Source organism: Pseudomonas sp. PDM04, from assembly GCF_014851765.1.
In the GTDB taxonomy this organism is placed as follows: Bacteria; Pseudomonadota; Gammaproteobacteria; order Pseudomonadales; family Pseudomonadaceae; genus Aquipseudomonas.
Genome location: NZ_JACVAI010000005.1, coordinates 105125 through 128404, shown reverse-complemented (window position 1 = coordinate 128404; position 23280 = coordinate 105125). Strand labels below are relative to the sequence as shown.

Below are 23280 nucleotides of genomic sequence, written 5' to 3'. Positions count from 1 at the left end.
GGCCCCGCATGAACCGCGACAGTCGCCACCTGGAATCAGTCCTGCACCACGACATCCCTCTGACGCAGGCCATGGGCGTCAAGGTGCTCGACTGGCACGACCAGCAACTGCGCCTGCACTTGCCGCTGGAGGCCAACGTCAATCACAAGAGCACCATGTTCGGTGGCAGCCTGTATTGCGGCGCGGTGCTGGCCGGGTGGGGCTGGCTGCATTTGCGCCTGCGCGAGGAAGGGATTGAGGACGGGCACATCGTGATCCACGAAGGGCAGATCAGCTATCCGCTGCCGGTCACCCGTGACGCGGTCGCGATTTGCCAGGCGCCGAGCGCGGCGGTGTGGAAGAAATTTCTGGCGATGTACCAGCGTTATGGCCGGGCCCGGTTGACCTTGCACTCGCGGATCGTCAATGCCGACAGCGAGGAAGACGCCGTGACCTTCAGCGGGCAGTACGTCCTGCACCGCTAGACCTGCCAATCCAAAAACCTGTGGGAGCGAGCCTGCTCGCGATGCGGTGTGTCAAACGCAAACTCTGTTGACTGACACTCCGCCATCGCGAGCAGGCTCGCTCCCACAGGGGACCATGCATGACCCGGCCGTCAGGCGCGGGCCAGTTCCAGGAGTTTTTCGCGCCACGCGGCCTTCGCCGGCAACGCCAGGAAAGACCCGTTCAGCAATGATTCCCGAGCCGGGTAGCTGAACGGCGCACCGCTCAACTCCAGCACTTCGCCGCCCGCGCCTTCGAGCACGCCCTGGGCGGCTGCCGTGTCCCACTGCGAGGTCGGCGCCAGGCGCGGGTAACAATCCGCTGCACCTTCGGCCAGCAGGCAGAACTTCAACGAACTGCCGATATTGGCCAACTCCAGTGCCCCCAGACTGGCGCTCAGCCCGGCCAGCAGACGCTCCTGCTCGGGGCTCGAATGGCGACGACTGGCAACCACGGTAAACGCCTCCCCTGCGGCCGGCGCCTGGCGAACCTGGATCGCCAGCGGCTCCGCACCCTGGTCGCCCCGCCACGCCCCCAGGCCCGCCCCGCCGACGTAGAAGCGCCCGCTGGTCGGCATGGACACCACGCCAAACACCACTTGGCCCCGCTCGATCAGGGCAATGTTCACGGTGAACTCTTCGCTGCCGTTGATGAACTCTTTGGTGCCATCCAGCGGATCGACCAGCCACCACCGATGCCAACCGGCACGTACGCTTTGTGGGATATCGGCGTCTTCCTCGGACAACACCGGAATGTCCGGGGCCAGCGCGGTCAGCCCGGCCAGAATCAGGTGATGGGCAGCCAGGTCGGCGGCAGTCACCGGGGATTCGTCAGCCTTGGTCGTCACTGCGGTGCCGGTGCGCCAGAACGGCAGGATCGCCTCGCCCGCCTGCAAGGCCAGTTCCACAACGGGAGTCATCAACGGATGCGGGAATGTCATGGCAGGAACTCCCCGCGCTGGGTCAGCAGGTCGCGGGCCAGGTACAACGCCGCCAAGGCACGACCCTCGGTGAATTTCGGGTTCTGCGCCAGCCCCGACAGCTCGCGCAGATTGATCTTGTCCACGCCCATCGGCTCCGGTTCGTCGCCCTCCAGCCGTTCTTCGTACAGGTCCATGGCCAACACCACCTGGATCTTCTGGCTCATGTAGCCCGGAGACAACGACAACTCGGTCAGGTGCATCAACTGGCGCGCGCCATACCCGGCTTCTTCCTTGAGCTCACGCTCTGCCGCCGCCAACACGTCTTCACCCGGCTCGATCAAGCCTTTGGGCAGCGACAGTTCGTACTCATCGGTGCCGCCGCAATACTCCTCGACCAGCACCGCGTGTTCGGCGTCGAGCATCGCCACGATCATCACCGCGCCATAACCCGCGCCCCTGCCGACCAACCGCTCATAGGTGCGCTCCGCACCATTGGAAAAACGCAGTTTCAGTTCTTCAACGCAGAACAGGCGGCTGGTGGCGACGATCTCGCGGGCGAGGACAGTGGGTTTCTGGCGCATGAAAAGCTCCTTGGCGTGAACGGGTTACTATACCCGGCCTATCCTGATTGTTGATCCCGGATATCTTTTTTACCGTTGGAGACGTTTTTTATGTCACTGCTGCCGTGGCGCGACATCGATACCGTTCTGCTGGACATGGACGGCACGTTGTTGGACCTGCATTTCGACAATCATTTCTGGCTCGAACACCTGCCGCAGCGTTACGCCGAGTTGCACGGGGTGAGCCGGGCCATGGCGGACATGGAGCTGCAACCGCTGTTCGAACGCAACGCCGGGCAGTTGCGCTGGTATTGCCTGGACTTCTGGAGCGCCGAGCTGAAACTGCCGGTGCGCGAACTGAAACGGGAAACCGCCCACCTGATTGCGCTGCGCCCGGATGCGGACACGTTCCTGGCCGCGATCAGGCAGGCGGGCAAACGTGTGGTGCTGATCACCAACGCGCACCGCGATTCGCTGTCGTTGAAGCTGGAGAGAATTGAACTGGCGCCGTATTTCGAACGGTTGATCAGCTCGCACGACTACGGGTTCGCCAAGGAAAGCCGGCAATTCTGGGATGCCTTGCAAGCGGACATCGGCTTCGATCCGGCGCGCAGCCTGTTCATCGACGACACCTTGCCGATCCTGCGCAGTGCACGCGACTTCGGCGTGGCGCACCTGCTGGCCGTGCGCGAGCCGGACAGCCGCAAGGGGCCGAAGGACACGGCGGAGTTTGCGGCGGTGGAGGATTACCGGACCTTGATTGCTGGGCTTTAAGGCCGAGTCGCGCCCATCGCGAGCAGGCTCGCTCCCACAGGTTTCGCAGCGTTCAAAATACCTGTGGGAGCGGGCTTGCCCGCGAAGGCCATCACTCGGTCTTGAGCCCTACTCGGGAATGCGCAGCGACTGCCCTGGGTAAATCTTGTTCGGGTCCTTGAGCATCGGCTTGTTGGCCTCGAAGATCTTCTGATACTTGTTGGCATCCCCGTACACCCGCAGTGAAATCGCGCTGAGGGTATCGCCCTTCTGCACCACGACGAACTGCGAGGCGACGACGACCGGGCCGGTCACCGTGATCTGGTCGTCAACGCCGCTGATGCCGGCCACGTTCCCCAGGGCCAGGAGAATTTTTTCCTTCTCTTCCTGGCTGGCGGCTTCACCGGTGGCGATGATTTTTTCACCCTCGACCTTCACCTGGATCTTCGACGTATCGATCCCGGTCAGTGCGTCCTTCACATGCTGGGTCAGTGCCTCGCTGTTGGCCTCGGCCTTGTCTGGCGTCAGGGCATCGAGGATTTTTTCACCGGCTTCCTTCAGAAAACTGAACAGGCTCATTGTGTGCGCTCCCTGGTAGTTAAGTGTCCAGACGCAAAAGCCTAGTCCACCTTTGCCAGAAACGGATCCAAGCCGACCAATGACGCCACTCGCCGCCAACCGCTAGAATCGCCCACTCCCCGTGCCCTGGAGCGAAAATGGACATCAAGCAGCTGAAATTCCTCATCGCCCTCGACGAAACCCGGCACTTCGGCCAGGCCGCCGCACGGTGTCACATCACCCAGCCGACCCTGTCCATGCGCCTGCGCAGCCTGGAGGAAGAGCTGGAACTGCCGCTGGTCAACCGGGGACAACGCTTCGAGGGTTTTACCGCACCGGGCGAGCGGGTGCTGGCCTGGGCCCGTACCGTGCTGGCTGCCTGCGACGGGTTGCAGGCCGAGGCCGCGGCGTGCCGCGGCAACCTGATCGGTACGTTGCGCCTGGGCGTGGTGCCGCTCTCGAGTTTCGATCCGCTGCCGATGATGCAACGCCTGCACAGCGAACACCCCAACCTGCGCTTCGAACTGTCGGCATTGAGCTCCGAGCAGATCCTCGAACAACTGGCGAGCAATCGCCTGGACCTCGGCGTGTCCTACCTCGAACGCCTGGACGCCGAACGCTTCGATTCCCTGAGCTTCAGCGAAACACACATGGGGCTGCTCTACGACCAGCGTCATTTCACCTTCGGCGAGGCGCCACTGAGCTGGGAGTCGCTGATCGAACTGCCCCTGGGCATGCTCACCAGCGGCATGCACTTCCGCCAGTCCATCGACCACAACTTCCACAGCCGTGGCCTGATCCCGCAACCGCTGTTGCAGACCGATGCCGTGCATCAGTTGCTTCAGGCCGTGCACGGCGGATTGTGCTGCGCCGTCATGCCGCTTGAGGGCGGCCTGGAAAACCTGACCGACCATTTGCGCCTGCAACCGATCGAAAACGCGCAGACCCTCGGCCGGCTGGGGCTGATCATGCGTCGCAGCGCCCCGCGCTCGGCGTTAGCCGAAGCCTGTTTTGCGCTGTATCAGAAATCGCCAGCCGACTCTTGATCGATGTCATCTATCGGTAGATCAGTAATAGCAATTAGACGTGACAGATTGTCGCGCTTAGGCTTAACACTGACCAAACCGTCGGTGATGCCTCATGAACGCCAAGCGCACTGCCTGCGCGGCGCCCGCTCTCGAAACGCCCGCGCCCGCCGCCAGCCAGACGTACACCTACAGCGACCTTCAACTCACTGAATCCGCCAGCACCGCGCTGGCCGAAGAGGTCGCGTTGGCGATTGCCTACAACGGCATCAGCCAGGCGGTGATGCTGGTGACCCCGACCGACCTCGAAGACTTCATCGTCGGCTTCAGCCTCGGCAGCGGCATCATCGAAGACCCCTCGGACATCTACGACCTGCAACTCAGCGGCTCGGGTTCGGCGCAATACGCGCAAGTGACCATTGCCAACCGCGCCTTCTGGAACCTCAAGCAACAACGCCGGCAACTGGCCGGCACCAGCGGCTGCGGCCTGTGTGGCGTGGAAGCGGTCGAGCAGGCTCTGCCGGACCTCAAGGTCATGCCCGGCGCCCCGCTGCCCCCGGCGCAATGGCTCGACGGCCTGCGCCAGCGCATCGGTGCCTTCCAGCCCCTGGGCCAGTACAGCGGCGCCGTGCATGCGGCGGTGTTCATGGACGCCAACGGCGAGCTGCGCCTGGGTCGCGAGGACATTGGCCGGCACAACGCCCTCGACAAGCTGATTGGCGGGCTGGTACGCCAGAAGATCCCGACCGCCGGCGGCCTGGCGATTGTCACCAGCCGGTGCAGCCTCGAATTGATCCAGAAAGTCCTGCGCGCCGGCATCCAGACCCTCGTCAGCCTGTCATCGCCCACCGGCCTTGCCGTGCAATGGGCCCGCCGCCACAACCTCAATCTCATCCATTTGCCACAGAAGAACGCACCACGGGTCTACAGCCCGGCGTTGGAGAATCAAGCGTGAGTCAACATCGTCAAGCCGACCAGACCCCCGTTCCCCGTTACAAACCCTACAAAGGCCCGGCCGGTGGCTGGGGCGCGCTGATCAGCGTCGCCCAGGCCTGGTTGACCAGCGACAACGCGCTGAAAAACCTGCGCATGATGCTCAAGACCAACAAGAACGGCGGCTTCGACTGCCCGGGTTGCGCCTGGGGCGATTCGCTGGAAGGCGGCATGGTGATGTTCTGCGAGAACGGCGCCAAGGCGGTGAACTGGGAAGCGACCAAGCGACGTGTCGACAGCAAGTTCTTCGCCAAGCACAGCGTGACCTCATTGCTGGAACAGAGCGACTACTGGCTCGAATACCAGGGCCGCATCACCGAACCGATGAGCTACAACGCCGAAACCGACCGCTACCAGCCCATCAGCTGGGACGATGCGTTCGCCCTGATCGCCAGGCACCTGCGCGGCCTGTCGAGCCCGGACCAGGCTGAGTTCTACACCTCGGGTCGGGCCAGCAACGAAGCGGCGTTCCTCTATCAATTGTTCGTCCGCGCCTTCGGCACCAACAACTTCCCCGACTGCTCGAACATGTGCCACGAGGCCAGCGGTGTCGCGCTGTCGCAGAGCGTTGGCGTCGGCAAAGGCACCGTGACCTACGATGACTTCGAACACGCCGATGCGATTTTCGTCTGGGGCCAGAACCCTGGCACCAACCACCCACGGATGCTCGAACCGCTGCGTGAAGCGGTGAAACGCGGGGCGCAAGTGGTGTGCATCAACCCGCTCAAGGAGCGTGGCCTGGAACGCTTCCAGAACCCGCAGCGCCCGATCGAAATGCTCACCAACGGCGACAAGCCGACCAACACCGCGTACTTCCGTCCGGCACTGGGCGGCGACATGGCGGTGATGCGCGGCATGGCCAAGTTCCTGCTGCAATGGGAACGCGATGCGCAGAAGGCCGGTGCCCCGGCGGTGTTTGACCACGATTTCCTCAACGAGCACAGCGTCAATGTGCTGGATTACCTGGCCGTCATCGACGACACCTCGTGGGAGCAGATCGTCGAACAGTCCGGCCTGACCCTGGTCGAGATCGAACAAGCCGCGCGCATGTACCTCAAGGGCAAGAAGGTCATCATGTGCTGGGCGATGGGCATCACTCAGCACCGTCACTCGGTGCCGACCATCCAGGAAATCGCCAACCTGATGCTGCTGCGCGGCAACATCGGCAAGCCGGGCGCCGGCCTGTGCCCGGTGCGTGGCCACAGTAACGTGCAGGGCGACCGCACGATGGGCATCAACGAGCGTCCACCGGCGGCGTTCCTCGACGCCCTGGAGCGTCGCTTCCAGTTCAAGGTGCCCCGCGAAAACGGCCACAACGTGGTCGAGGCGATCCACGCCATGGCCGAAGGCCGTGCCAAAGTCTTCATCGGCCTGGGAGGCAACTTCGCCCAAGCCACGCCGGACAGCCCGCGCACCTTCAAGGCGCTGACCAACTGCGACCTGACCGTGCAGATCAGCACCAAGCTCAACCGCAGCCACCTGGCCCACGGCAAGGACGCGCTGATCCTGCCGTGCCTGGGCCGGACCGATATCGATATCCAGACCGAAGGCCCGCAAGCGGTGACCGTGGAAGACTCGTTCAGCATGGTCCATGCCTCCAATGGCCAGTTGGAGCCGCTGTCGAACCAGATGCGTTCGGAACCCGCGATTCTGGCCGGCATCGCCGCCGCCACGTTGGGCAGCCATCCGGTGGACTGGAACTGGCTGGTGGCCGACTACAGCCGCATCCGTGACCTGATTGCCGAGACCATCCCTAACTTCAAGGACTTCAACGAGAAGATCAAGAACAAGGGCGGTTTCTACCTCGGCAACACGGCCGGCGCGCGCAAGTGGAACACCGCTTCCGGACGAGCCAACTTCCGCGCCAACGTACTGCCCAAGGACCTGGTCCACGAGCGCACTCGTGCCACCGGCGTGTTGCCGGACCTGATCATGCAGTCGATGCGCTCGCACGATCAGTACAACACCACGATCTATGGTCTCGACGACCGTTATCGCGGCGTGAAAGGTCAGCGTGACGTGTTGTTCGCCAACGAGGCGGACATCATCCGCCTGGGCTTCAAGCCGGGCCAGAAGGCCGACATCGTCTCGCTCTGGGACGATGGCCGCGAACGCCGGGTGAAGGGCTTCACGCTGCTGGCCTTTGACATCCCGGCCGGGCAGGCCGCGGCATACTATCCGGAAGTGAACCCGCTGGTGCCGCTGGAAAGCGTCGGGGACGGCAGCCATACGCCAACGTCGAAGTTCGTCGCGATCCGTCTGGAAGCGGCGAGTGATAATGGGTTGATCATGGCCAGGTCGGCGTAACAGGCCCGACTTTTCGTTGACCCCATCGCGAGCAGGCTCGCTCCCACAAGTTCGTCATGTACTGACCTGTGGGAGCGAGCCTGCTCGCGATTTGCGTTGGCAGGGCCAACGATTTTCCGGGCCAGGCACTTTTCCATCGCCCACAAAAAAGGCCGTTTTTTCACAAAAACGGCCGTTCCGAAGTAGCTAAAGACCGGCGAAAAAACATTAAGTTCCGTCTAAAAAACAGTAACTTATGGAAATGTGCTGAAGTCGTGTTACTCGTCGGATTTCGATTGTCACACCCCTGACAGGGCCTCAGGATCGCGGCGTCATCCCCTTGAGGTTCCTCCATGAAGTTTTCCTCGATTCTCTTGTTGTCCCTTGGCCTGGTCAGTGGCATCGCCTCTGCCGGCGGCACCACCGAAGCAGGTGTGGGCGGCGCATTGGGCGGGGTTCTAGGCTCGGTCGTCGGTCAGTCGTTGGGCGGCAATACAGGTTCAACCATTGGCGCAGCCCTCGGCGGCGCGGGTGGTAGCGCAGTCGGCGCAGACAAACGCAGCCGTGGCGAAGCCGCCATTGGCGGTGCGTTGGGCGCTGCTGGCGGTAACGTGGTCGGTCGCAGCCTGGGCGGCAGCACCGGCAGCCTGATCGGCTCTGCCGCAGGCGGTGGCGCCGGCGGCGCACTGGGTAACTACATGGGCAACAAGAGCGACGAAGACGATGATCGTCGCTCGTACCGCCGTGGCCATGATGATCGTCGCTACTACCGTGACGGCCATCCGGGGCGCGGCCATGCCTACGGCCACCGCAAGCACAAGCATCGCTACCGCGACTGAGGCTTGAGTCGCCTCGTTTATCGGTAGAGCAGGCAATCGCAGCCCCAGGGGCTGCGATTTTTTTTGCCGGTCAAACCACCAGCCGCTCCAGGGCACCGCGCAGGCCGGCAGGAATCGCCACGGGCTGATTCGATGCCCGATCCACAAATACATGCACGAACCGCCCCGCCGCGCAGGCTTCGTCTTCTCCCGCCTTGAACACGGCCAGCTCGTATTGCACCGAACTGTTGCCCAGCTTGGCCACGCGCAGGCCGATGTCGATCCGGTCGGGGAACGCGATGGAAGCGAAGTAATCACAGGCCGAACTCACCACGAAACCCACGACTTCGCCGTCGTGAATATCCAGGCCGCCGACTTCGATCAGGTAGGTGTTCACGGCGGTGTCGAAGAAGCTGTAGTAAGTGACGTTGTTCACGTGGCCGTAGGCGTCGTTATCGTGCCAGCGGGTGGTGATGGGCTGGAAGTGCGGGTAATCGGTGCGTAAGGGCATCGGTAGGGGTTCCTGGGCGGGTTCGTCAGTCTAAGTCGCAAACCGCATTGTAATCATCGCGAGCAGGCTCGCTCCCACAGGGATCAATGGTCGGCAAAAGCCTTGCCCGCCGCCGCCAACTCGCCAATCAACCGCGCCGGCTGCCAGTGATCGCCCTGGCGGGTTTCCAGGGCCAGCAAGCGCTGATGAATGTCCGCCAGCCCCTGCTGGTCCGCCCAGGCCATAGGCCCTCCTTTGGCGGCCGGGAAACCATACCCGTTGAGGTACACCAGGTCGATGTCATGCGCGGACGCCGCGACGCCCTCCTGAAGGATCTTCGCCCCTTCGTTGACCAGGGCCAGCAGGCAGCGCTCGAGGATCTCCTCAGCGCCGATCTCGCGACGCTGGAAGCCCAATCCTTCACTGACGCGCAGCACCAGCGCATCCACCGTCACATCGTGCTCGGCCTCACGGCTGCCCACCTCGTAGTGGTAGTAGCCGTTACCGCTCTTCTGGCCGAAACGCCCCATTTCACAGAGGCGATTATCCACCTGGACCTCTGGCGCATCCTGACCGACACCCGCCAGTTCCCGGGCGCGCCATTGCAGGTCGATGCCGACCACATCGAACATGCGAAACGGGCCCATGGCAAAACCGAAGCCCTGCAACACCGCGTCGACCTGATAGGGTAGAGCTCCCTCAAGCAACATTTTGCGCGTTTCAAGCACGTAGGTATTGAGCATGCGGTTGCCGATGAACCCATCACAATTGCCGGCCACCACGCTGACCTTGCCCATGCGCTTGCCCAAATCCAGCGCAGCGTCCAGCACTGCCGGTGCGGTCTGTGCCCCACGGACGATTTCCAGCAGCTTCATGATGTGCGCCGGGCTGAAGAAGTGCAGGCCCAGCACCTGTTGCGGACGGCGCGTGGCGGCGGCAATCGCGTCGATGTCCAGCGCCGAGGTATTGCTTGCCAGAATGGCCTCGGGCTTGAGCAGGCCGTCCAGCTCGCGGAAGATTTTCTGCTTGAGTTCGAGGTTCTCGTAAACCGCCTCGATCACCAGGTCGACATTGCGGATCGCCAGATAATCGGCAGCCGTCTCGATCCGTGCCATGCGCGCATCCGCCTCGGCCTGATCGATCCGCCCCTGGCGCACGTTATGCGCCCCGGTCTCGGCCACGGCAGCCAGTGCCTGCTCGAGCATCTGCGGATTGTTATCGACCCACTGCACCGGTATTCCGGCGTTGGCCAGGCACATGACGATGCCACGGCCCATGGTGCCCGCTCCGATGACGGCGGCGCGCTGAAGGTTGAACGGCGTCTGGCTCATTTTTTGTTCTCGTTTTAGTGGCGGGCAGAAAGTCGTAGCAGCCTCACCTTAGAGAGCCAGGGCGCATTTTTGAAATTTATTCCTGTGATGGCGGGCATTCAGCGGATGGATGCGCGCTCTGCCACGGGCGTTTCAGCCCGCAAGATGCCCTTGGGCCCAGTCGCGCACGTCGCCATACGGATACGCTTCCAGTGCCGCGAACCCCGGAATGGTCCGCGCCTTGAGCCGGGTGAACAGCGGCACGCTGATCCCGCACAGGAACCGCGTCACCCGCTCGGCAGAGGGCACACTGCCCGTGTGCTGCTGGTGCCTGTGGATAAAATCGCCGCACAGCGCCTCGAAAGACTTATCCACAAGCGCTGGCAACGACGGCGGCTCAGGGAGGTGCGCCACCTGCCCGTTGCACACCGAACAATGCCCGCATCGCTGCAGGACGTTTTCGTCGCCAAAGTACTCGGCCAGCCGATGCCCCAGGCAGCGTTCGGTGGCGAACAACGCCAGCATCGCGTGAATCCGCGAAATTTCGGTACGCTCGTGCCGGGTGAAGCCCGCATGCAGCTCGGCACTCAGCGCCTCGCTGTCGACCTTGGTTTGCAACAGGCTGTAGACCTCGGTCATCTGCTTGCTCTCGAGCTCGACCCAGCCTTTCTCCTGGAAATAATCCAATGCCTTGACCACCCGGCTGCGCTCGGCGGAGAACTGCGCGTACAACGCGTCGAAGTTCACCGTGGCCCAGGTCCGTGCGCGGGGCGAAGCCTGGATGATGGCGGCCACGAAGTCCTTGCGCTCACCTTCGAACCGGGCCAGCAGCGCTTCGGGCTCCAGCAGATACTTGAAACGGTATTCGGCGTAATTGGCATACCGCGGCGCGATGATGCCTCGCAGCTCCAACTGTACGAGCAGGGTCTTGAGCGGTAGCTGGCGAATGTTGCTTTGATCGGCCAACGGCCCCAGCAGAAACTCCCACTGCCCGTGCGGTGCGGCGTCCTGCAATTCGTCGAGCACACAGCGAATGCCGTCCAGTTCCGGCGTATCGCCGTACACGAAGTTTTCCAGCACGTTGAGGCTGTCGCGATTGGCCAGCACCAGGCAGTCCGACGGGTGTCCGTCACGGCCGGCGCGGCCGATTTCCTGACTGTAGTTTTCGATGGATTTGGGCAGGTCGAAATGCACGACGTTGCGGATGTCGCTTTTGTCGATGCCCATGCCAAACGCGATGGTCGCGACAATGCAATTGGATTGCCCGGCCATGAAGCGCTTCTGAATCGCCTCGCGCTGTTCATGGGGCAAACCGGCGTGATAAGCCTCGGCCTGGATGCCGTTGCGCTCAAGATGCTGCGCAACCTGCTCGGCGGTTTTCTGTAGGGTGACGTAGACGATGCTCGGCTGGCCAGGACGTTCGCGCATCCAGTCGACCAGGCGTCGGCGCTTGTCCTCACCCCGCACCGGCTCCACCAGCAAGTTGAGGTTGGGGCGGTAGAAACCGGTGGTCACCACGTCAGCCGGCGCGATGGCGAATTTGGCCTGCATGTCCGTGATCACCTGGGGCGTGGCCGTGGCGGTGAGCAGCAGCACCTGAGGAATATTGAACTGACGCTGGTAATCGGGAAGCTTGAGGTAGTCAGGGCGGAAGTTATGGCCCCACTCCGAGATGCAGTGGGCCTCGTCCACCACCAGCAGCGAAATCGGCACCTGCTGCAGGAAATGGCGGAAGCGCTCGTTTTTCAAGCGTTCCACGGAGATCATCAGGATCTTCAGTTCGCCTGACCTGGCGCGGGCCATCACGGCACTGGCGTCGTCGCGGCTCTGGGCCGAGTCGATGCTGCCCGCCGCAATGCCATGGCGCTGCAGGAACGCCAACTGGTCCTGCATCAACGCCAGCAGCGGTGAGACCACCAGTGTCAGGTGCGGCAGCAGCACCGCAGGCAACTGATAGCACAGGGACTTGCCCGAGCCGGTGGGGAAAATCGCCGCCGCCGAGCGTCCGTCGAGCACCGCGCTGATCGCCGCTTCCTGGCCCTGACGAAACTGTGGATACCCGAAAACCTGTTCCAGGGTGTTGCGCATAGGCTGTCACTCCTTTGACCGCTGCGAAGCCCAAAGCCTAGCCGGCGAACGCAGCAGGTCGAGAAAAGGCCGGGTGAAAAAATGCTACGCGATGATACCGCATCCGCCTTGCTCCCCCTTCGCCACAGGTTGATACACACAGGGCACTTGGCCTTCATGACGGGACTGCCCGCTCCAACGGTAAGGTTCAGCTTCCCGAAAACCTTGGCCGCGCACACTGTGCAGCGCAGCAGCAAACCCTGAAGGAACGATCATGCGCCAACGTACCCTGCTTTCATTCACCACCGTGCTCACGGTCCCGTTTTTCTTGAGCGGGTGCCTGACGAACCCGGCCAAACCCAACCTCGATACAGCGCCCTTCGAGACGATCGAATACAAGGGCCAACAGGGCCTGGCCGTGGTCAAGGCCTCAAGTCTTTATGCGCGTGGCGGGACCGGCCAGGGCAAGACCGTCGGGCTGATCGACTCGGGCCTGAACCAGACGCTGTCGGAATTTCAGGGCAGGGTCGCCGATCCCGGACATGACTTTGTCGATAACCGTCCGGGCACCACCGACCGGGTCGGCCATGGCACCCAGATGGCCGGCATCCTCGCCGCCAACAAGGACGACCAGGGCATGCACGGCGTCGCGTTCAACGCCCAGGTGATCCCCTACCGTTTCGGCGACAACAACGAGCCCTTGTTCTTCGACAGTGAAATTGCAAAGTCCTGGCAGTACGCCTTCAACCATGGCGCCTTCATCCTCAACAACTCCTGGGCCAATGCCATTCCGGCGACCGAAATCAGTGAGGCGCGCTACAACCAGGTCATGCCGGAGTCGCTGAAGGTCGCCCGGCAACTGGTGGAGGACGGCGCGGTGTTTGTGTTCCCGACGGGTAACGAATTGAAAAGAGAACCCCTGGCCGAACCCGGCCTGCCCCACGCCCTTCCAGAACTGGAAAAGGGCTGGATCGCGGTGGTCGCACTGAAGGCGGATGGCACGGCCGTCAACGCCAAATCCAACTATTGCGGCGTGGCGGCGGCGTGGTGCATCGCGGTTCCTGGCGGCGATGCCGGAGCCGAGAACGGGCTGTTGACCACCGGCAAGGACGGAAAATACGTACAGACCGCAGGCACCTCACCGGCGGCGGCCATGGTCAGCGGCGCACTGGCGGCCTTGCACAGCCGCTATCCGGAGCTGACCGCGCAGCAGGTGCGCGAACGCCTGCTGGCCACGGCGAACCGCAGCGGGATCTATGCCAACAGTGAAGCCTACGGTCGGGGCTTGATGGACCTTGAAGCGGCTTCGCGCCAGGCACCGCAACCGGCGATCAACTGAACCGGCACGCGACGGGTGGCCTGGCCCTAGGGCTGCAATACCGCCACCCGCAACTGCTCATTCAGCGCGTGCTCATGGACCACTTGGCTCTTGCTCACCCAGACGGCATGGGCCTGGCTGATGTCGCCGGTGAACGCCGCAGCCAACTGGCGCAAATCCGCGATGTTTCGTGCACGCGGGCAAAACCTGTCGCCGTCACAGTTCTGACTGGCGTGGCGGTAGGTCGTCAGCAATCGGTCCCACAATCCGTCGCGCACCTGGCGCACGGACTTGAGCTTCAGCGTCTGTACACCCAGGCGCTGTTTCAGCGCCTGTTCGTCCAGCACTTCGCTGGCCAGCAGTGCCTTGCCGAACATCAGCACTTCGGCGCGGGACGCAGTGTCCCTGTCAGCCTGGGTGGCGAGCGCATCCGGCCACCCCGTACGATCCGCGTTGGCGATCAACATCGGGGAGGTCGCATCGGATGCGCCCGTCACACGATAAACACCCACCCACAACAACAAAACCGAGGCCATTCGTAGCCACTTCATCCCTGATTCCCTTTAAGTGCGACCGGACATTTGCGAAATGTCCTACATAATCTGGCGCGCACCATACAGAGGTTTGCGGCGCTGCGCCTGACAAACTCGCGGGAATTTCCACCCGTAGGGGTTTGACTGTTGAAGCGCGTCGTCGCACCTAGGGCCATTCCCCAAAAAACCGTAAAACCCCCTACGTTCTCTGTCCTCGACGCCGCCCGTTCACGCTCGACTTCATGGACTTCGAAAACCATCGCTATTTCCAGCCCGACGGCTAGGATGTGTCTCTGAAACGCAAAGCCAAGGGGCGTGGCGAGCAAGTGTCATTGACCCTGGGCATGCTCTGGCGGGTGATCAGGACTCTACGTTGGGACGCCTCGGCTTGAAGGCCTGGAGCGCTCCGGCGCATCACGATAAGGACATCGCTTGGACGTACTGATGGGGTTGTTGGCCGCCGTGCTGTGGGGCGGTACGGATTTTCTGGTGGGCTTGAATGCCCGCGCCGTGGGGGTCAAACGTGCGGTGTTCTTCGGCCAGGCATTGGGCTTTTGCATCATGAGCCTGCTGCTGGTCGCGTTTCCGGCGTTCATTCTCAAATCGATGTCGGCCTCACTGCAGGTCTGGTTGTTTGGCGTGTTCGCCGCCGCGCTGACAGTGTCCGGAGCGTTGGCGCTGTCCAAGGCATTTGCCTTGGGCAAGGCGTCTATCGTCGCACCGCTGGTCACGTCCTATGGCGTGGTGACAACATTGCTGTCCTGGGCCAGTGGTGAGCAGATCAGCCTGCTGCAATTGCTGTGCATCGCCCTGTGCGTAGCCGGGGTGGTTCTGTCCAGCCTTCATTCCGATCCGAAGATACCCCACAGCATTCACGCCAGCCGTTCGATTGCCTACGCGCTGTTGGCCGCGTGTTTCTACGGCACCAGTTTCTGGCTGCAAGGCCAGTTCGTATTGCCGGCGCTCGGGCCGGTGATGATGCTCTGGCTGGCGTACCTGATCGGCCTGTTCGTGTTGGTGGTGATCGTGCTGCGGCTCGAAGACGGGCTGAAGGTTCCCGCGTTGAAAAACTGCCTGACGCTGACCGGCGCCAGCCTGATGAACCTCGGCGGGTTCTCGGCGTTCGCCTGGGGCGCGGTGGCGGGCTCGGTGTCGGTGGTGACCGTGATCAGCACGCTGTCCGGCGGGATCGCGGCGATCCTGGGGTACGTGTTCTTCAAGGAAAGGCTGGGGAAGATGCCGATGTTGGGCGTCGTGCTGGTGCTGGTGGGCGCCTTCGTCCTGCACCTGAAAACCTGACGCCCACAAAAAAGCCGCCCCGAAGGGCGGCTTTTCATTCCAACCGATCTTACAACTTTGGACCGGCAGCCTTGATTGCGTCGCTCACGTCGAACTTCTTGAAGTTCTCGATGAACAGGCCGGCCAGTGCCTTGGCGGCTTCGTCATAGGCAGCCTTGTCGGCCCAGGTGTTGCGTGGGTTCAACAGACCGGTTTCAACACCCGGTACGGCCAGTGGCACGTCGAGGTTGATGGTGTCCAGGTGCTCGGTTGCAGCACCGACCAATGCGCCGCTCTGGATGGCAGCGATGACACCGCGAGTGGTCGGGATGTTGAAGCGTTTGCCAACGCCGTAGCCACCGCCGGTCCAGCCGGTGTTGACCAGGTAGACCTTGGAGCCGAAGCCACGGATGCGCTTGATCAGCAGCTCTGCGTATTCGCCAGCCGGACGCGGGAAGAACGGTGCGCCGAAGCAGGTGGAGAAGGTCGACTTGATGCCGCCGCCGGAGCCCATTTCGGTCGACCCCACCAGAGCGGTGTAGCCGGACAGGAAGTGGTAGGCCGCCTGTTCTTCACTGAGGATCGACACAGGTGGCAGTACACCGGTCAGGTCGCAGGTCAGGAAGATCACCGCGTTTGGCTCGCCACCGAGATTCTTCTCGGAACGCTTGGCAACGTGCTCCAGCGGGTAGGCCGCACGGCTGTTCTGGGTCAGGCTGACATCGGCGTAGTCGGCGTGCTTGGCGTCATCGATCACGACGTTTTCCAGCACGGCGCCATGCTTGATGGCTTTCCAGATCACCGGCTCGTTTTTCTCGGACAGATCGATGCACTTGGCGTAGCAGCCGCCTTCGATGTTGAAGACAACGCCTTCGCCCCAACCGTGCTCGTCGTCACCGATCAGGTAACGGCTTTCGTCGGCGGACAGGGTGGTCTTGCCGGTGCCGGACAGGCCGAAGAACAGAGTCACGTCGCCCGCTTCGCCGATGTTGGCAGCGCAGTGCATCGGCAGCACATCGGCGGCCGGCAGCAGGAAGTTCTGCACCGAGAACATGGCTTTTTTCATCTCACCGGCGTAACGCATGCCGGCGATCAGCACTTTTTTCTGTGCGAAGTTGAGGATCACGCAGCCGTCGGAGTTGGTGCCGTCACGCTCTGGCACGCACTCGAAGTTGGCCACGTTGAGCACCTGCCACTCTTCACGACCCGCCGGGTTGTACTGCGCCGGGTTGATGAACAGGCAACGACCGAACAGGTTCTGCCAGGCAGTCTGGGTGGTCATCTTCACGGCGAGGTAGTGATCTTCCGCTGCGCCTACATGGACGTGGGAAACGAAATGCTCTTGCGCGTTGTTGAATGCCTCGACGCGAGCCCACAGGGCATCGAACTTGTCGGCCGGGAACTTGCGGTTGATCGGGCCCCAGGCAATGGCGTCCTGGGTGGTCGGCTCTTCAACGATGAAACGGTCGACTGGCGAGCGGCCGGTACGGTGACCGGTGCGAACCACCAGCGCGCCGGTATCGGCAAGCTCGCCTTCACCACGATTCAGGGCTTCTTTAACCAGATCATCGACACTCAGATCGGTGTACACGGCGTTATTGGCTTGCGTCATGAGGTTCCCCGTCGGCCAGTGGCCGAGTGCTCCAAACGTGTTGTAGTAGAAAGTCGTGCACTACTACCGCGAAAAAAGTGGGCCGGATTATGCCAGAAAAGCCCAAAAATAGTAGGGCCCTCCCGTCGTAACGGCGTTATTCCGGCACAAACCAGTGAATTTACCTGCGCTGAACCGTTTTAGTGACGGGTATCTGACGGCGTCTCGACGCCCGCTCCGGCGAATAATTGAGCGATATCGGCGGCATCGAACAGGTAACGCTGGTTGCAGAACTGACAATCGACCTCGATGTTGCCACCGTGTTCGACCACCAGGCTCTGGGCATCTTCCTGACCCAAACTGACCAGCGCATTGGCCGAACGTTCGCGCGAGCAGCTGCAACGGAAGCGCAGGCGTTGCGCATCGAACAGACGAACCTGCTCTTCGTGGTACAGGCGATGGAGCACGGTTTCGTTGTCCAGGCTGAGCAATTCATCGGCGGTCAGGGTGCTGGCCAGCGCCGTGATGTGCTGCCAGCTGGCCGCGCGTTCTTCTTCGTCTTTGAGACGGTCGGCGGGCAGTTGTTGCAGCAACAGACCACGGGCGCGACGGCCATCGGCGTACAGCCAGAAACGCGTGCCGACCTGCTGGGACATGACGAAGTAGTTGGTGAAACATTCGGACAGGGTCGCGCCATCGAGATCGACGATGCCCTGGTAGCGCTGACCCTGGCGAGGATCGATGGTCAGGGCCAGGACGCCGTTGGGCATCAGGTCGGCGAGGGTCGCATCCGGGGCGATTCGGTCCGCCTCGTAACGGGCCAGGCCACGGATTTCACGCTCGCTGGAGCATTCGATCATCAACAGCGGAATCGGGCCATCGGAACGGGCCTGGAGAATCAGCAGGCCGTCGAATTTCAAGGCGCCGACCAGGAGCGACGCTGCCGCCATCAATTCACCGAGCAATTGCGCGACCGGATCCGGATAGGGGTGCTTGGCGAGGACTTCGGCGTAGCTGCGCTCCAACGAAACCAGCTCGCCGCGGGTGTCGCTGTCATCGAAGATGAAGCGTTGGGTGTAGTCGGTATCCGGAAGATCGGTCATAGGTCTGGGTATCTGAATTGATGACAAAATGATTACAAAGCATGAAGATTGCGCCCCCGCGACACCCTGTCGGTGCGCGATGTTCCGCCAAGGGAGGCATTTTATGAACAATCCGGGTTTGTTCCAAGCAAGGTGGAACTTCCGCCGGTTGGCGTTCTGCAATCTTGTGCCAGTGGCACTGCTGGCCTTCTGGTTATGGCCTACGGGCCAGATGTTGTGTGTGCTTTTCGACGAGTGGCTGTTTCACCTGCTCAACTCGCCGCTGGCCACTCACCCGATATGGCTCCACGTGTGGGCAATTGCAAGTCTGCGACCCTTCGACGCAGTGGTCGGGGTGATTCTGCTGAGCTTGTTGATCAAGGGCGACTGGGTGTTCAAGGGCAGTGAAGTGCGCCGGGCGTTTTTCGGGTTCTTCTCCGTTCTGTTGCTGTTGCTGTTCATCCGCATGCTGTTTTCCAAACTGACCGGTTACATGGGATGGCAGCACAACAGCCCGTCGATGATGATCGACAGCGCGGTGCGCCTGAGCGACTACTTCCCGGGGCTCGAGGCACGCTGGGAATTGAAGGACCGCTCAACCCAGAGCTTTCCCGGCGACCATGCCTCGGTGCTGCTGATCTGGGCGCTGTTCATGACCGTGTTCAGCCGCACGACCTGGCAGACCGTGGTGATCTGGTCCCTGGCATTGCTGTTCATGATGCCGCGGTTGGTGGCCGGTGCGCATTGGGGCCAGGACGATTACATCGGCGGTGTGTTGATGGCGGTGTGGGCGCTGGGCTGGGGTTACTACACGCCGTTTGCCTATCACGTGTCGCGTTTTTTCCTGAAAGTCACGGCGCCGGTGTTCGGGGTGCTGGAGAAACTGCCTTTGGTGTCGCGGATGAGCGTGGTGCGCAGCGCCTGATCCTTCCTGCGCCACACGTTCACGGGTAAGCTCGCTCCCACGCTGGATGCACCGCTCGCGTGGGAGCGAGCCTGCTCTGGGCGGCATTCCGACGATTGCGGCAGCCGGGACATCGCAGCAGCACCGGCTCACTCGTCGTTGCTGCTCCCGCGAAACTTGAACAAGTCCCGCCGCTGTTTCTTGCTCGGCTTGCCATCGGTGCTGACCCCCAGGGCCCCCGCCTTGCGCATGGCCGCTGCGGCTTCGCGCTTGGCGATGCTGGCTTCGGTTTCGGCGTACAGCGTCTGCGCCTCCGGCGCGCCACGGCGCACGATCGACAGCGCCTGAACCACGATCGTCCGTTCATCGAACCCGGTACGAATCTGCAACTCGTCGCCAACCCGCGGCTCCTTGCCCGGCTTGCAACGCTCACCCCGGCAATGCACTTTGCCGCTTTCTATCGCAGCCTTGGCCAACGCACGGGTTTTGTAAAAACGTGCGGCCCACAGCCATTTATCGAGACGAACCTTGTCGTCCTCTTCGTTTTTTTGTGCCACTTGAATTCCTCTTTCCGAGAATAGTCGGAACTGTACTACCGTTTCTGTCGGGCGCAAGAACTCGGCTCCCCAGATAGACTGTCGACGTGGCCGCACCTGCGGCATGGAGGAATCGAGTGACCCAATTTCCATCTTCTTTGACCTCGCCGAAAGGCGCTTGCCAGGGCTGCCAGCAAAGCGCGCCGCTGGGTTTCGATTTTGCCTTCGCCTATCAGCCGATCGTCGACCTGAGGGACCAATCGATTTTCGCCCATGAAGCCCTGGTGCGCGGTACTGCCGGGGAAGGCGCAATGACCGTGCTGGAGCAGATCACCGACGCCAATCGCTACCGTTTCGATCAGTTGTGCCGGACTCGCGCGATTGCAGGTGCAGCCCGCTTGAACATGCAGACACACTTGTCGATCAACTTCATGCCCAACGCCGTGTACCGCCCGGAACTGTGTATTCGCAGCACATTGGAGGCTGCGCAAAAACACAACTTCCCCATCGAGCGGCTGATTTTCGAAACCCTTGAAAGCCAGCAAGTAGATAACTATCGCCATTTGACTAATATTCTGCGTGAATACCGCGAATTCGGCTTCAAGACCGCGATCGACGATTTCGGCGCCGGTCACTCGGGGCTCAATCTGTTGGCGGATTTCCAACCGGACCTGATCAAACTCGACATGGCGCTGATCCGCGATGTCGACCGCGATCGTGTCCGTCAGGCCATCGTTCGGGGAATTGTCACAATCTGTGCGGAGTTGGACGTTACAGTCATCGCAGAAGGCATTGAAAGCGCCGGTGAACGTGACTTCCTGGCGGACTGCGGGATTTTTCTGATGCAGGGTTACTGGTTCGCCAAGCCTGCATTCAAAGCAATGGCTCAGGTGTTGCCTGAAGCCTGGGCACGTTAAACAGCGGCTGTTCCTATTGAAGACATTTGACCATTTGACCGTCGTCGGTCTGCGCGAGTGGGTGGCGCTCCCGGATCTGGGAGTCGCGGGCCTGCGGGCAAAAATCGACACCGGCGCCAGCACCTCCAGCCTGCATGCCACCGATATCGAGCCGTTCGAGCGCGACGGCGAAAGCTGGGTGCGCTTCACCGCGCACCTGGGCACGGTGGTGCAACTGCGTCACCGGCGTTGCGAGGCGCCCCTGGTGACGATGAAAACCATCAAGAGCTCCAACGGCCAGGCGCAGAAGCGCTACGTGGTCAGCACCACCCTGGCCCTGGGCGACCGGGTCTGGCAGGTCGAGTTCACCCTCGCTTGCCGCAAGTCCATGCGCTACCGCCTGCTCCTGGGCTCCAAGGCCCTGATCGACGGCCAACTGGTGGTCAGTCCGGGCGTCAAATATGTACAAGACAAGCCGGTGTTCCCGGTATCTACCTCCTCCACAGGTGTTGCATGAAGATCGCTGTGCTGTCGCGGAACCCGCGTCTGTATTCCACTCGTCGTCTGGTCGAAGCCGGCACCGAGCGTGGCCATGAAATGGTGGTGATCGACACCCTGCGCGCCTACATGAACATTGCCAGCCACAAGCCGCAGATCCACTACCGGGGCAAGCCGCTGGAAGGCTTCGACGCCGTGATCCCGCGGATCGGCGCTTCGGTCACGTTTTATGGCTGCGCCGTGTTGCGCCAGTTCGAAATGATGGGGGTATTCCCGCTCAACGAGTCGGTGGCCATCGCCCGCTCGCGGGACAAACTGCGTTCGCTGCAATTGCTGTCGCGCCGTGGCATCGGCCTGCCGGTGACCGGGTTTGCGCACTCCCCCGATGACATTCCCGACCTGATCGACATGGTCAACGGCGCGCCGCTGGTGATCAAGGTGCTCGAAGGCACCCAGGGCATCGGCGTGGTGCTGTGCGAAACCGCCACGGCGGCGGAATCGGTGATCGAGGCGTTCATGGGCCTCAAGCAGAACATCATGGTGCAGGAGTACATCAAGGAAGCCGGCGGTGCGGACATACGCTGCTTCGTGGTCGGCGACAAGGTGATTGCGGCGATGAAGCGCCAGGCCAAACCCGGTGAATTTCGCTCCAACCTGCATCGCGGCGGCAGCGCCAGCCTGATCAAGATCACACCGGAAGAACGCATGACCGCGTTGCGCGCGGCGAAGGTCATGGGGCTGACGGTGGCGGGGGTGGATATCCTGCGATCCAATCACGGCCCGCTGGTGATGGAAGTGAACTCGTCACCCGGCCTGGAAGGGATCGAGACCACCACCGGGAAGAACGTGGCGGGAATCATCATCGAGCACCTTGAGAAGAATGGCGGGCCGAACATGACCCGGACCAAGGGCAAGGGTTGATCGTGAATTTGCGGTGACCGGGATGTCGCCTTCGCGAACAGGCTCGCGCCCACTTTTCCTGTGGGAGCGAGCCTGCTCGCGAAGGGGTATCAGACCCAAACCGAATGCCAGCGGCTAAACCGCATCCCGCGGCAACAACAACCCCAGCGGCAAGCGCACCCGCGCTTCCAACCCGCCACCGGAGCGGTTGCGCAGCTCGACGTTGCCGCCATGCATCGACGCGATCCGCTTCACAATCGCCAGGCCCAGGCCCGTCCCTTTGCCGCCACGGGCACGATCCCCCCGGGTGAACGGGTTGAAGATCGCCTCCAGCTCCGACGGGTCGATCCCCGCCCCCCGGTCCATCACGCTCAGCACCACGTACGGTGCATTCACATCCCCGGACACATGCGCCGCCACTTCCACGCCACTGCCGGCGTGATGCAGCGCATTACCGATCAGGTTGTTCAGCAGACGCTTCATTGACACGCGCCGCAATGGAAACGGCTGGATCGGCTCCAGGCGTAACCTGACCTTTTCTTCGTTCTGGTTGTACGGTGCGGCGACTTCGCGCACCAGGTCGGTCAAGTCGACTTCTTCCACCGACTCGTCGCGACCGTCGCGGATGAAGGCCAGGAACTGGTCGAGAATCGCGTCCATGTCTTCAATGTCACGGACCATGTCGTCCGTCAGGTCGCTACGGTCGCCCATCAGTTCCAGTGACAATCGCAAGCGAGTCAGCGGCGTACGCAAGTCGTGGGAGACCCCAGCCAGCATCAGCTCGCGCTCGCGGCCCGCCTGTTCGACGTCTTCAGCCATCTGGTTGAAGGCGCGATACACCTCGGTCATTTCACTGGGCGTGTCGCTGATGGGCAGGCGCACGCTGCGACCCTGGCCCAGTTGCCGGGCGGCGTAGACCAGACGCTTCAGGGGTTGGTTGAGCTGACTGACGAAGATCCAGGCCGAGGCCGTGGACAACAGGCCGATGGCGAGGAACCAGCCGAGTACGTTCCAGATTTTCTGGCCGCGCAGCGGATGCGGGTACAGCGGCACTTTCAGCCAGCCGTCGCCCAGGCTCGGGGCCCGGACCCACAAGGCCGGCGGCGAGTGCATGCGCAATCGCACCTCGGTGTCGGCGCCCAGTTCGGCCTGCATCTGCCGCTGATAGATCTCGCTGTAAGGCCAGTGCTGCTCGCCTTCCGGCACGCCGGCACCCACCACCCGGATCAGGGTTGCGGCCTCGGCAATCTTGTCACGGTTGTTTTCATCGGCCGCCCAATAGGCACGCAGGGTCAGGGCGACGCCGTGGCTGTATTGGCGATCCACCAACACGTCCTCGTTCATCAACAGATAAACCAGCGTCAGTGCCTTGGAGAACAGGACGACGATCAGCACCAGCCACAGGGTGCGGGAGAAGAAACTCTGAGGGAACCACACGGGGGTTTTCATGGATAACCGCTACACACTTGCAGGAGCGAG

The 23280-nt window shown here is 62.2% G+C and carries 23 protein-coding genes; 12 read left to right on the top strand and 11 right to left on the bottom strand.

The genetic code is table 11. The annotated features are described in order from the left end of the window. Positions 1-8: 8 nt before the first annotated feature. Positions 9-464, top strand: a complete 456-nt coding sequence (locus tag IB249_RS20220) for a YiiD C-terminal domain-containing protein (RefSeq protein WP_192307485.1) — start codon at positions 9-11, stop codon at positions 462-464. Positions 465-595: 131 nt separating this feature from the next. On the opposite strand, the gene cysQ is transcribed toward IB249_RS20220, so the two are convergent. Beyond that, a complete protein-coding gene (gene cysQ, locus IB249_RS20215) occupies positions 596-1423 on the bottom strand; it encodes a 3'(2'),5'-bisphosphate nucleotidase CysQ (RefSeq protein ID WP_192307484.1) in 828 nt (275 codons plus the stop codon). After that, positions 1420-1986, bottom strand: coding sequence for an ADP compounds hydrolase NudE (gene nudE, locus IB249_RS20210; protein ID WP_192307483.1), 567 nt, complete (start codon positions 1984-1986; stop codon positions 1420-1422). Before nudE ends, cysQ begins: the two co-directional genes overlap by 4 nt. 90 nt (positions 1987-2076) lie before the next feature. Here nudE and yrfG point away from each other — a divergent pair, with 90 nt between their 5' ends. Beyond that, entirely contained in the window at positions 2077-2739 is a 663-nt protein-coding gene (gene yrfG / locus IB249_RS20205; protein WP_192307482.1) for a GMP/IMP nucleotidase, read from the top strand. A 108-nt stretch (positions 2740-2847) separates the two neighbouring features. On the opposite strand, the gene lysM is transcribed toward yrfG, so the two are convergent. Continuing rightward, a complete protein-coding gene (gene lysM, locus IB249_RS20200) occupies positions 2848-3297 on the bottom strand; it encodes a peptidoglycan-binding protein LysM (RefSeq protein WP_192307481.1) in 450 nt (149 codons plus the stop codon). Positions 3298-3434: 137 nt separating this feature from the next. Here lysM and IB249_RS20195 point away from each other — a divergent pair, with 137 nt between their 5' ends. From IB249_RS20195 to IB249_RS20180, 4 genes are all read left to right on the top strand, one after another. Beyond that, positions 3435-4322, top strand: a complete 888-nt coding sequence (locus tag IB249_RS20195; protein ID WP_192307480.1) for a LysR family transcriptional regulator — start codon at positions 3435-3437, stop codon at positions 4320-4322. Positions 4323-4416: 94 nt separating this feature from the next. Beyond that, complete coding sequence (gene fdhD, locus IB249_RS20190) at positions 4417-5256, top strand: formate dehydrogenase accessory sulfurtransferase FdhD (protein ID WP_192307479.1); 840 nt, start codon at positions 4417-4419, stop codon at positions 5254-5256. Beyond that, entirely contained in the window at positions 5253-7601 is a 2349-nt protein-coding gene (locus IB249_RS20185; protein WP_192307478.1) for an FdhF/YdeP family oxidoreductase, read from the top strand. Before fdhD ends, IB249_RS20185 begins: the two co-directional genes overlap by 4 nt. A gap of 332 nt (positions 7602-7933) precedes the next feature. Further along, complete coding sequence (locus tag IB249_RS20180) at positions 7934-8419, top strand: glycine zipper domain-containing protein (protein ID WP_192307477.1); 486 nt, start codon at positions 7934-7936, stop codon at positions 8417-8419. A 70-nt stretch (positions 8420-8489) separates the two neighbouring features. Here IB249_RS20180 and IB249_RS20175 read toward each other — a convergent pair whose 3' ends face one another. The 3 genes from IB249_RS20175 to IB249_RS20165 form a co-directional block, all read right to left on the bottom strand. After that, the gene (locus IB249_RS20175) at positions 8490-8909 is read right to left on the bottom strand and encodes an acyl-CoA thioesterase (protein ID WP_192307476.1); all 420 of its coding nucleotides are present in this window, start codon (positions 8907-8909) and stop codon (positions 8490-8492) included. A gap of 83 nt (positions 8910-8992) precedes the next feature. Beyond that, positions 8993-10219, bottom strand: a complete 1227-nt coding sequence (locus IB249_RS20170; protein ID WP_192307475.1) for a 3-hydroxyacyl-CoA dehydrogenase — start codon at positions 10217-10219, stop codon at positions 8993-8995. 132 nt (positions 10220-10351) lie between these two features. Further along, a complete protein-coding gene (locus tag IB249_RS20165; RefSeq protein ID WP_192307474.1) occupies positions 10352-12286 on the bottom strand; it encodes an ATP-dependent DNA helicase RecQ in 1935 nt (644 codons plus the stop codon). 253 nt (positions 12287-12539) lie between these two features. Between IB249_RS20165 and IB249_RS20160 the strand changes: the two genes are divergently transcribed. After that, on the top strand, positions 12540-13604 hold the full coding sequence (locus IB249_RS20160; protein ID WP_192307473.1) for a S8 family peptidase: 1065 nt from the start codon (positions 12540-12542) through the stop codon (positions 13602-13604). 26 nt (positions 13605-13630) lie between these two features. On the opposite strand, the gene IB249_RS20155 is transcribed toward IB249_RS20160, so the two are convergent. Beyond that, positions 13631-14134, bottom strand: coding sequence for a polysaccharide deacetylase (locus IB249_RS20155; RefSeq protein WP_192307472.1), 504 nt, complete (start codon positions 14132-14134; stop codon positions 13631-13633). A 426-nt stretch (positions 14135-14560) separates the two neighbouring features. On the opposite strand from IB249_RS20155, the gene IB249_RS20150 reads away from it, so the two are divergent. Further along, on the top strand, positions 14561-15415 hold the full coding sequence (locus IB249_RS20150) for a DMT family transporter (RefSeq protein WP_192307845.1): 855 nt from the start codon (positions 14561-14563) through the stop codon (positions 15413-15415). A gap of 49 nt (positions 15416-15464) precedes the next feature. Here the strand turns inward: IB249_RS20150 and IB249_RS20145 are convergent, their stop codons facing one another. Both IB249_RS20145 and hslO read right to left on the bottom strand, forming a co-directional pair. Continuing rightward, a complete protein-coding gene (locus IB249_RS20145; protein WP_192307471.1) occupies positions 15465-17006 on the bottom strand; it encodes a phosphoenolpyruvate carboxykinase in 1542 nt (513 codons plus the stop codon). A 179-nt stretch (positions 17007-17185) separates the two neighbouring features. Beyond that, positions 17186-18088, bottom strand: coding sequence for an Hsp33 family molecular chaperone HslO (gene hslO, locus IB249_RS20140; RefSeq protein WP_192307470.1), 903 nt, complete (start codon positions 18086-18088; stop codon positions 17186-17188). A gap of 103 nt (positions 18089-18191) precedes the next feature. Here hslO and IB249_RS20135 point away from each other — a divergent pair, with 103 nt between their 5' ends. After that, entirely contained in the window at positions 18192-18992 is an 801-nt protein-coding gene (locus IB249_RS20135; protein ID WP_192307469.1) for a phosphatase PAP2 family protein, read from the top strand. A gap of 128 nt (positions 18993-19120) precedes the next feature. Here the strand turns inward: IB249_RS20135 and IB249_RS20130 are convergent, their stop codons facing one another. Further along, entirely contained in the window at positions 19121-19528 is a 408-nt protein-coding gene (locus IB249_RS20130; protein ID WP_192307468.1) for an RNA-binding S4 domain-containing protein, read from the bottom strand. Between the two features lie 116 nt (positions 19529-19644). Here IB249_RS20130 and IB249_RS20125 point away from each other — a divergent pair, with 116 nt between their 5' ends. Genes IB249_RS20125 through rimK form a run of 3 tightly spaced genes read left to right on the top strand, consistent with a single transcriptional unit; the run spans position 19645 to position 21822 of the window. Further along, positions 19645-20424 carry an EAL domain-containing protein gene (locus IB249_RS20125; protein WP_192307467.1) on the top strand — a complete coding sequence of 260 codons (780 nt, stop codon included), beginning with the start codon at positions 19645-19647 and terminating at the stop codon, positions 20422-20424. 49 nt (positions 20425-20473) lie between these two features. Further along, positions 20474-20920, top strand: a complete 447-nt coding sequence (locus tag IB249_RS20120; RefSeq protein ID WP_192307844.1) for an ATP-dependent zinc protease — start codon at positions 20474-20476, stop codon at positions 20918-20920. Further along, positions 20917-21822, top strand: coding sequence for a 30S ribosomal protein S6--L-glutamate ligase (gene rimK, locus IB249_RS20115; RefSeq protein WP_065257794.1), 906 nt, complete (start codon positions 20917-20919; stop codon positions 21820-21822). The genes IB249_RS20120 and rimK overlap by 4 nt, the downstream gene beginning before the upstream one ends. A 114-nt stretch (positions 21823-21936) precedes the next feature. Here rimK and IB249_RS20110 read toward each other — a convergent pair whose 3' ends face one another. After that, positions 21937-23250, bottom strand: coding sequence for an ATP-binding protein (locus IB249_RS20110; RefSeq protein WP_192307466.1), 1314 nt, complete (start codon positions 23248-23250; stop codon positions 21937-21939). Positions 23251-23280: the final 30 nt, after the last annotated feature.

Excerpts from the sequence above, each read along its gene's own strand:
- IB249_RS20220 (WP_192307485.1), top strand. The coding sequence starts at position 9 with ATGAACCGCGACAGTCGCCACCTGGAATCAGTCCTGCACCACGACATC.
- cysQ (WP_192307484.1), bottom strand. The coding sequence starts at position 1,423 with ATGACATTCCCGCATCCGTTGATGACTCCCGTTGTGGAACTGGCCTTG.
- nudE (WP_192307483.1), bottom strand. The coding sequence starts at position 1,986 with ATGCGCCAGAAACCCACTGTCCTCGCCCGCGAGATCGTCGCCACCAGC.
- yrfG (WP_192307482.1), top strand. The coding sequence starts at position 2,077 with ATGTCACTGCTGCCGTGGCGCGACATCGATACCGTTCTGCTGGACATG.
- lysM (WP_192307481.1), bottom strand. The coding sequence starts at position 3,297 with ATGAGCCTGTTCAGTTTTCTGAAGGAAGCCGGTGAAAAAATCCTCGAT.
- IB249_RS20195 (WP_192307480.1), top strand. The coding sequence starts at position 3,435 with ATGGACATCAAGCAGCTGAAATTCCTCATCGCCCTCGACGAAACCCGG.
- fdhD (WP_192307479.1), top strand. The coding sequence starts at position 4,417 with ATGAACGCCAAGCGCACTGCCTGCGCGGCGCCCGCTCTCGAAACGCCC.
- IB249_RS20180 (WP_192307477.1), top strand. The coding sequence starts at position 7,934 with ATGAAGTTTTCCTCGATTCTCTTGTTGTCCCTTGGCCTGGTCAGTGGC.
- IB249_RS20175 (WP_192307476.1), bottom strand. The coding sequence starts at position 8,909 with ATGCCCTTACGCACCGATTACCCGCACTTCCAGCCCATCACCACCCGC.
- IB249_RS20170 (WP_192307475.1), bottom strand. The coding sequence starts at position 10,219 with ATGAGCCAGACGCCGTTCAACCTTCAGCGCGCCGCCGTCATCGGAGCG.
- IB249_RS20165 (WP_192307474.1), bottom strand. The coding sequence starts at position 12,286 with ATGCGCAACACCCTGGAACAGGTTTTCGGGTATCCACAGTTTCGTCAG.
- IB249_RS20160 (WP_192307473.1), top strand. The coding sequence starts at position 12,540 with ATGCGCCAACGTACCCTGCTTTCATTCACCACCGTGCTCACGGTCCCG.
- IB249_RS20155 (WP_192307472.1), bottom strand. The coding sequence starts at position 14,134 with ATGAAGTGGCTACGAATGGCCTCGGTTTTGTTGTTGTGGGTGGGTGTT.
- IB249_RS20150 (WP_192307845.1), top strand. The coding sequence starts at position 14,561 with ATGGGGTTGTTGGCCGCCGTGCTGTGGGGCGGTACGGATTTTCTGGTG.
- IB249_RS20145 (WP_192307471.1), bottom strand. The coding sequence starts at position 17,006 with ATGACGCAAGCCAATAACGCCGTGTACACCGATCTGAGTGTCGATGAT.
- hslO (WP_192307470.1), bottom strand. The coding sequence starts at position 18,088 with ATGACCGATCTTCCGGATACCGACTACACCCAACGCTTCATCTTCGAT.
- IB249_RS20135 (WP_192307469.1), top strand. The coding sequence starts at position 18,192 with ATGAACAATCCGGGTTTGTTCCAAGCAAGGTGGAACTTCCGCCGGTTG.
- rimK (WP_065257794.1), top strand. The coding sequence starts at position 20,917 with ATGAAGATCGCTGTGCTGTCGCGGAACCCGCGTCTGTATTCCACTCGT.
- IB249_RS20110 (WP_192307466.1), bottom strand. The coding sequence starts at position 23,250 with ATGAAAACCCCCGTGTGGTTCCCTCAGAGTTTCTTCTCCCGCACCCTG.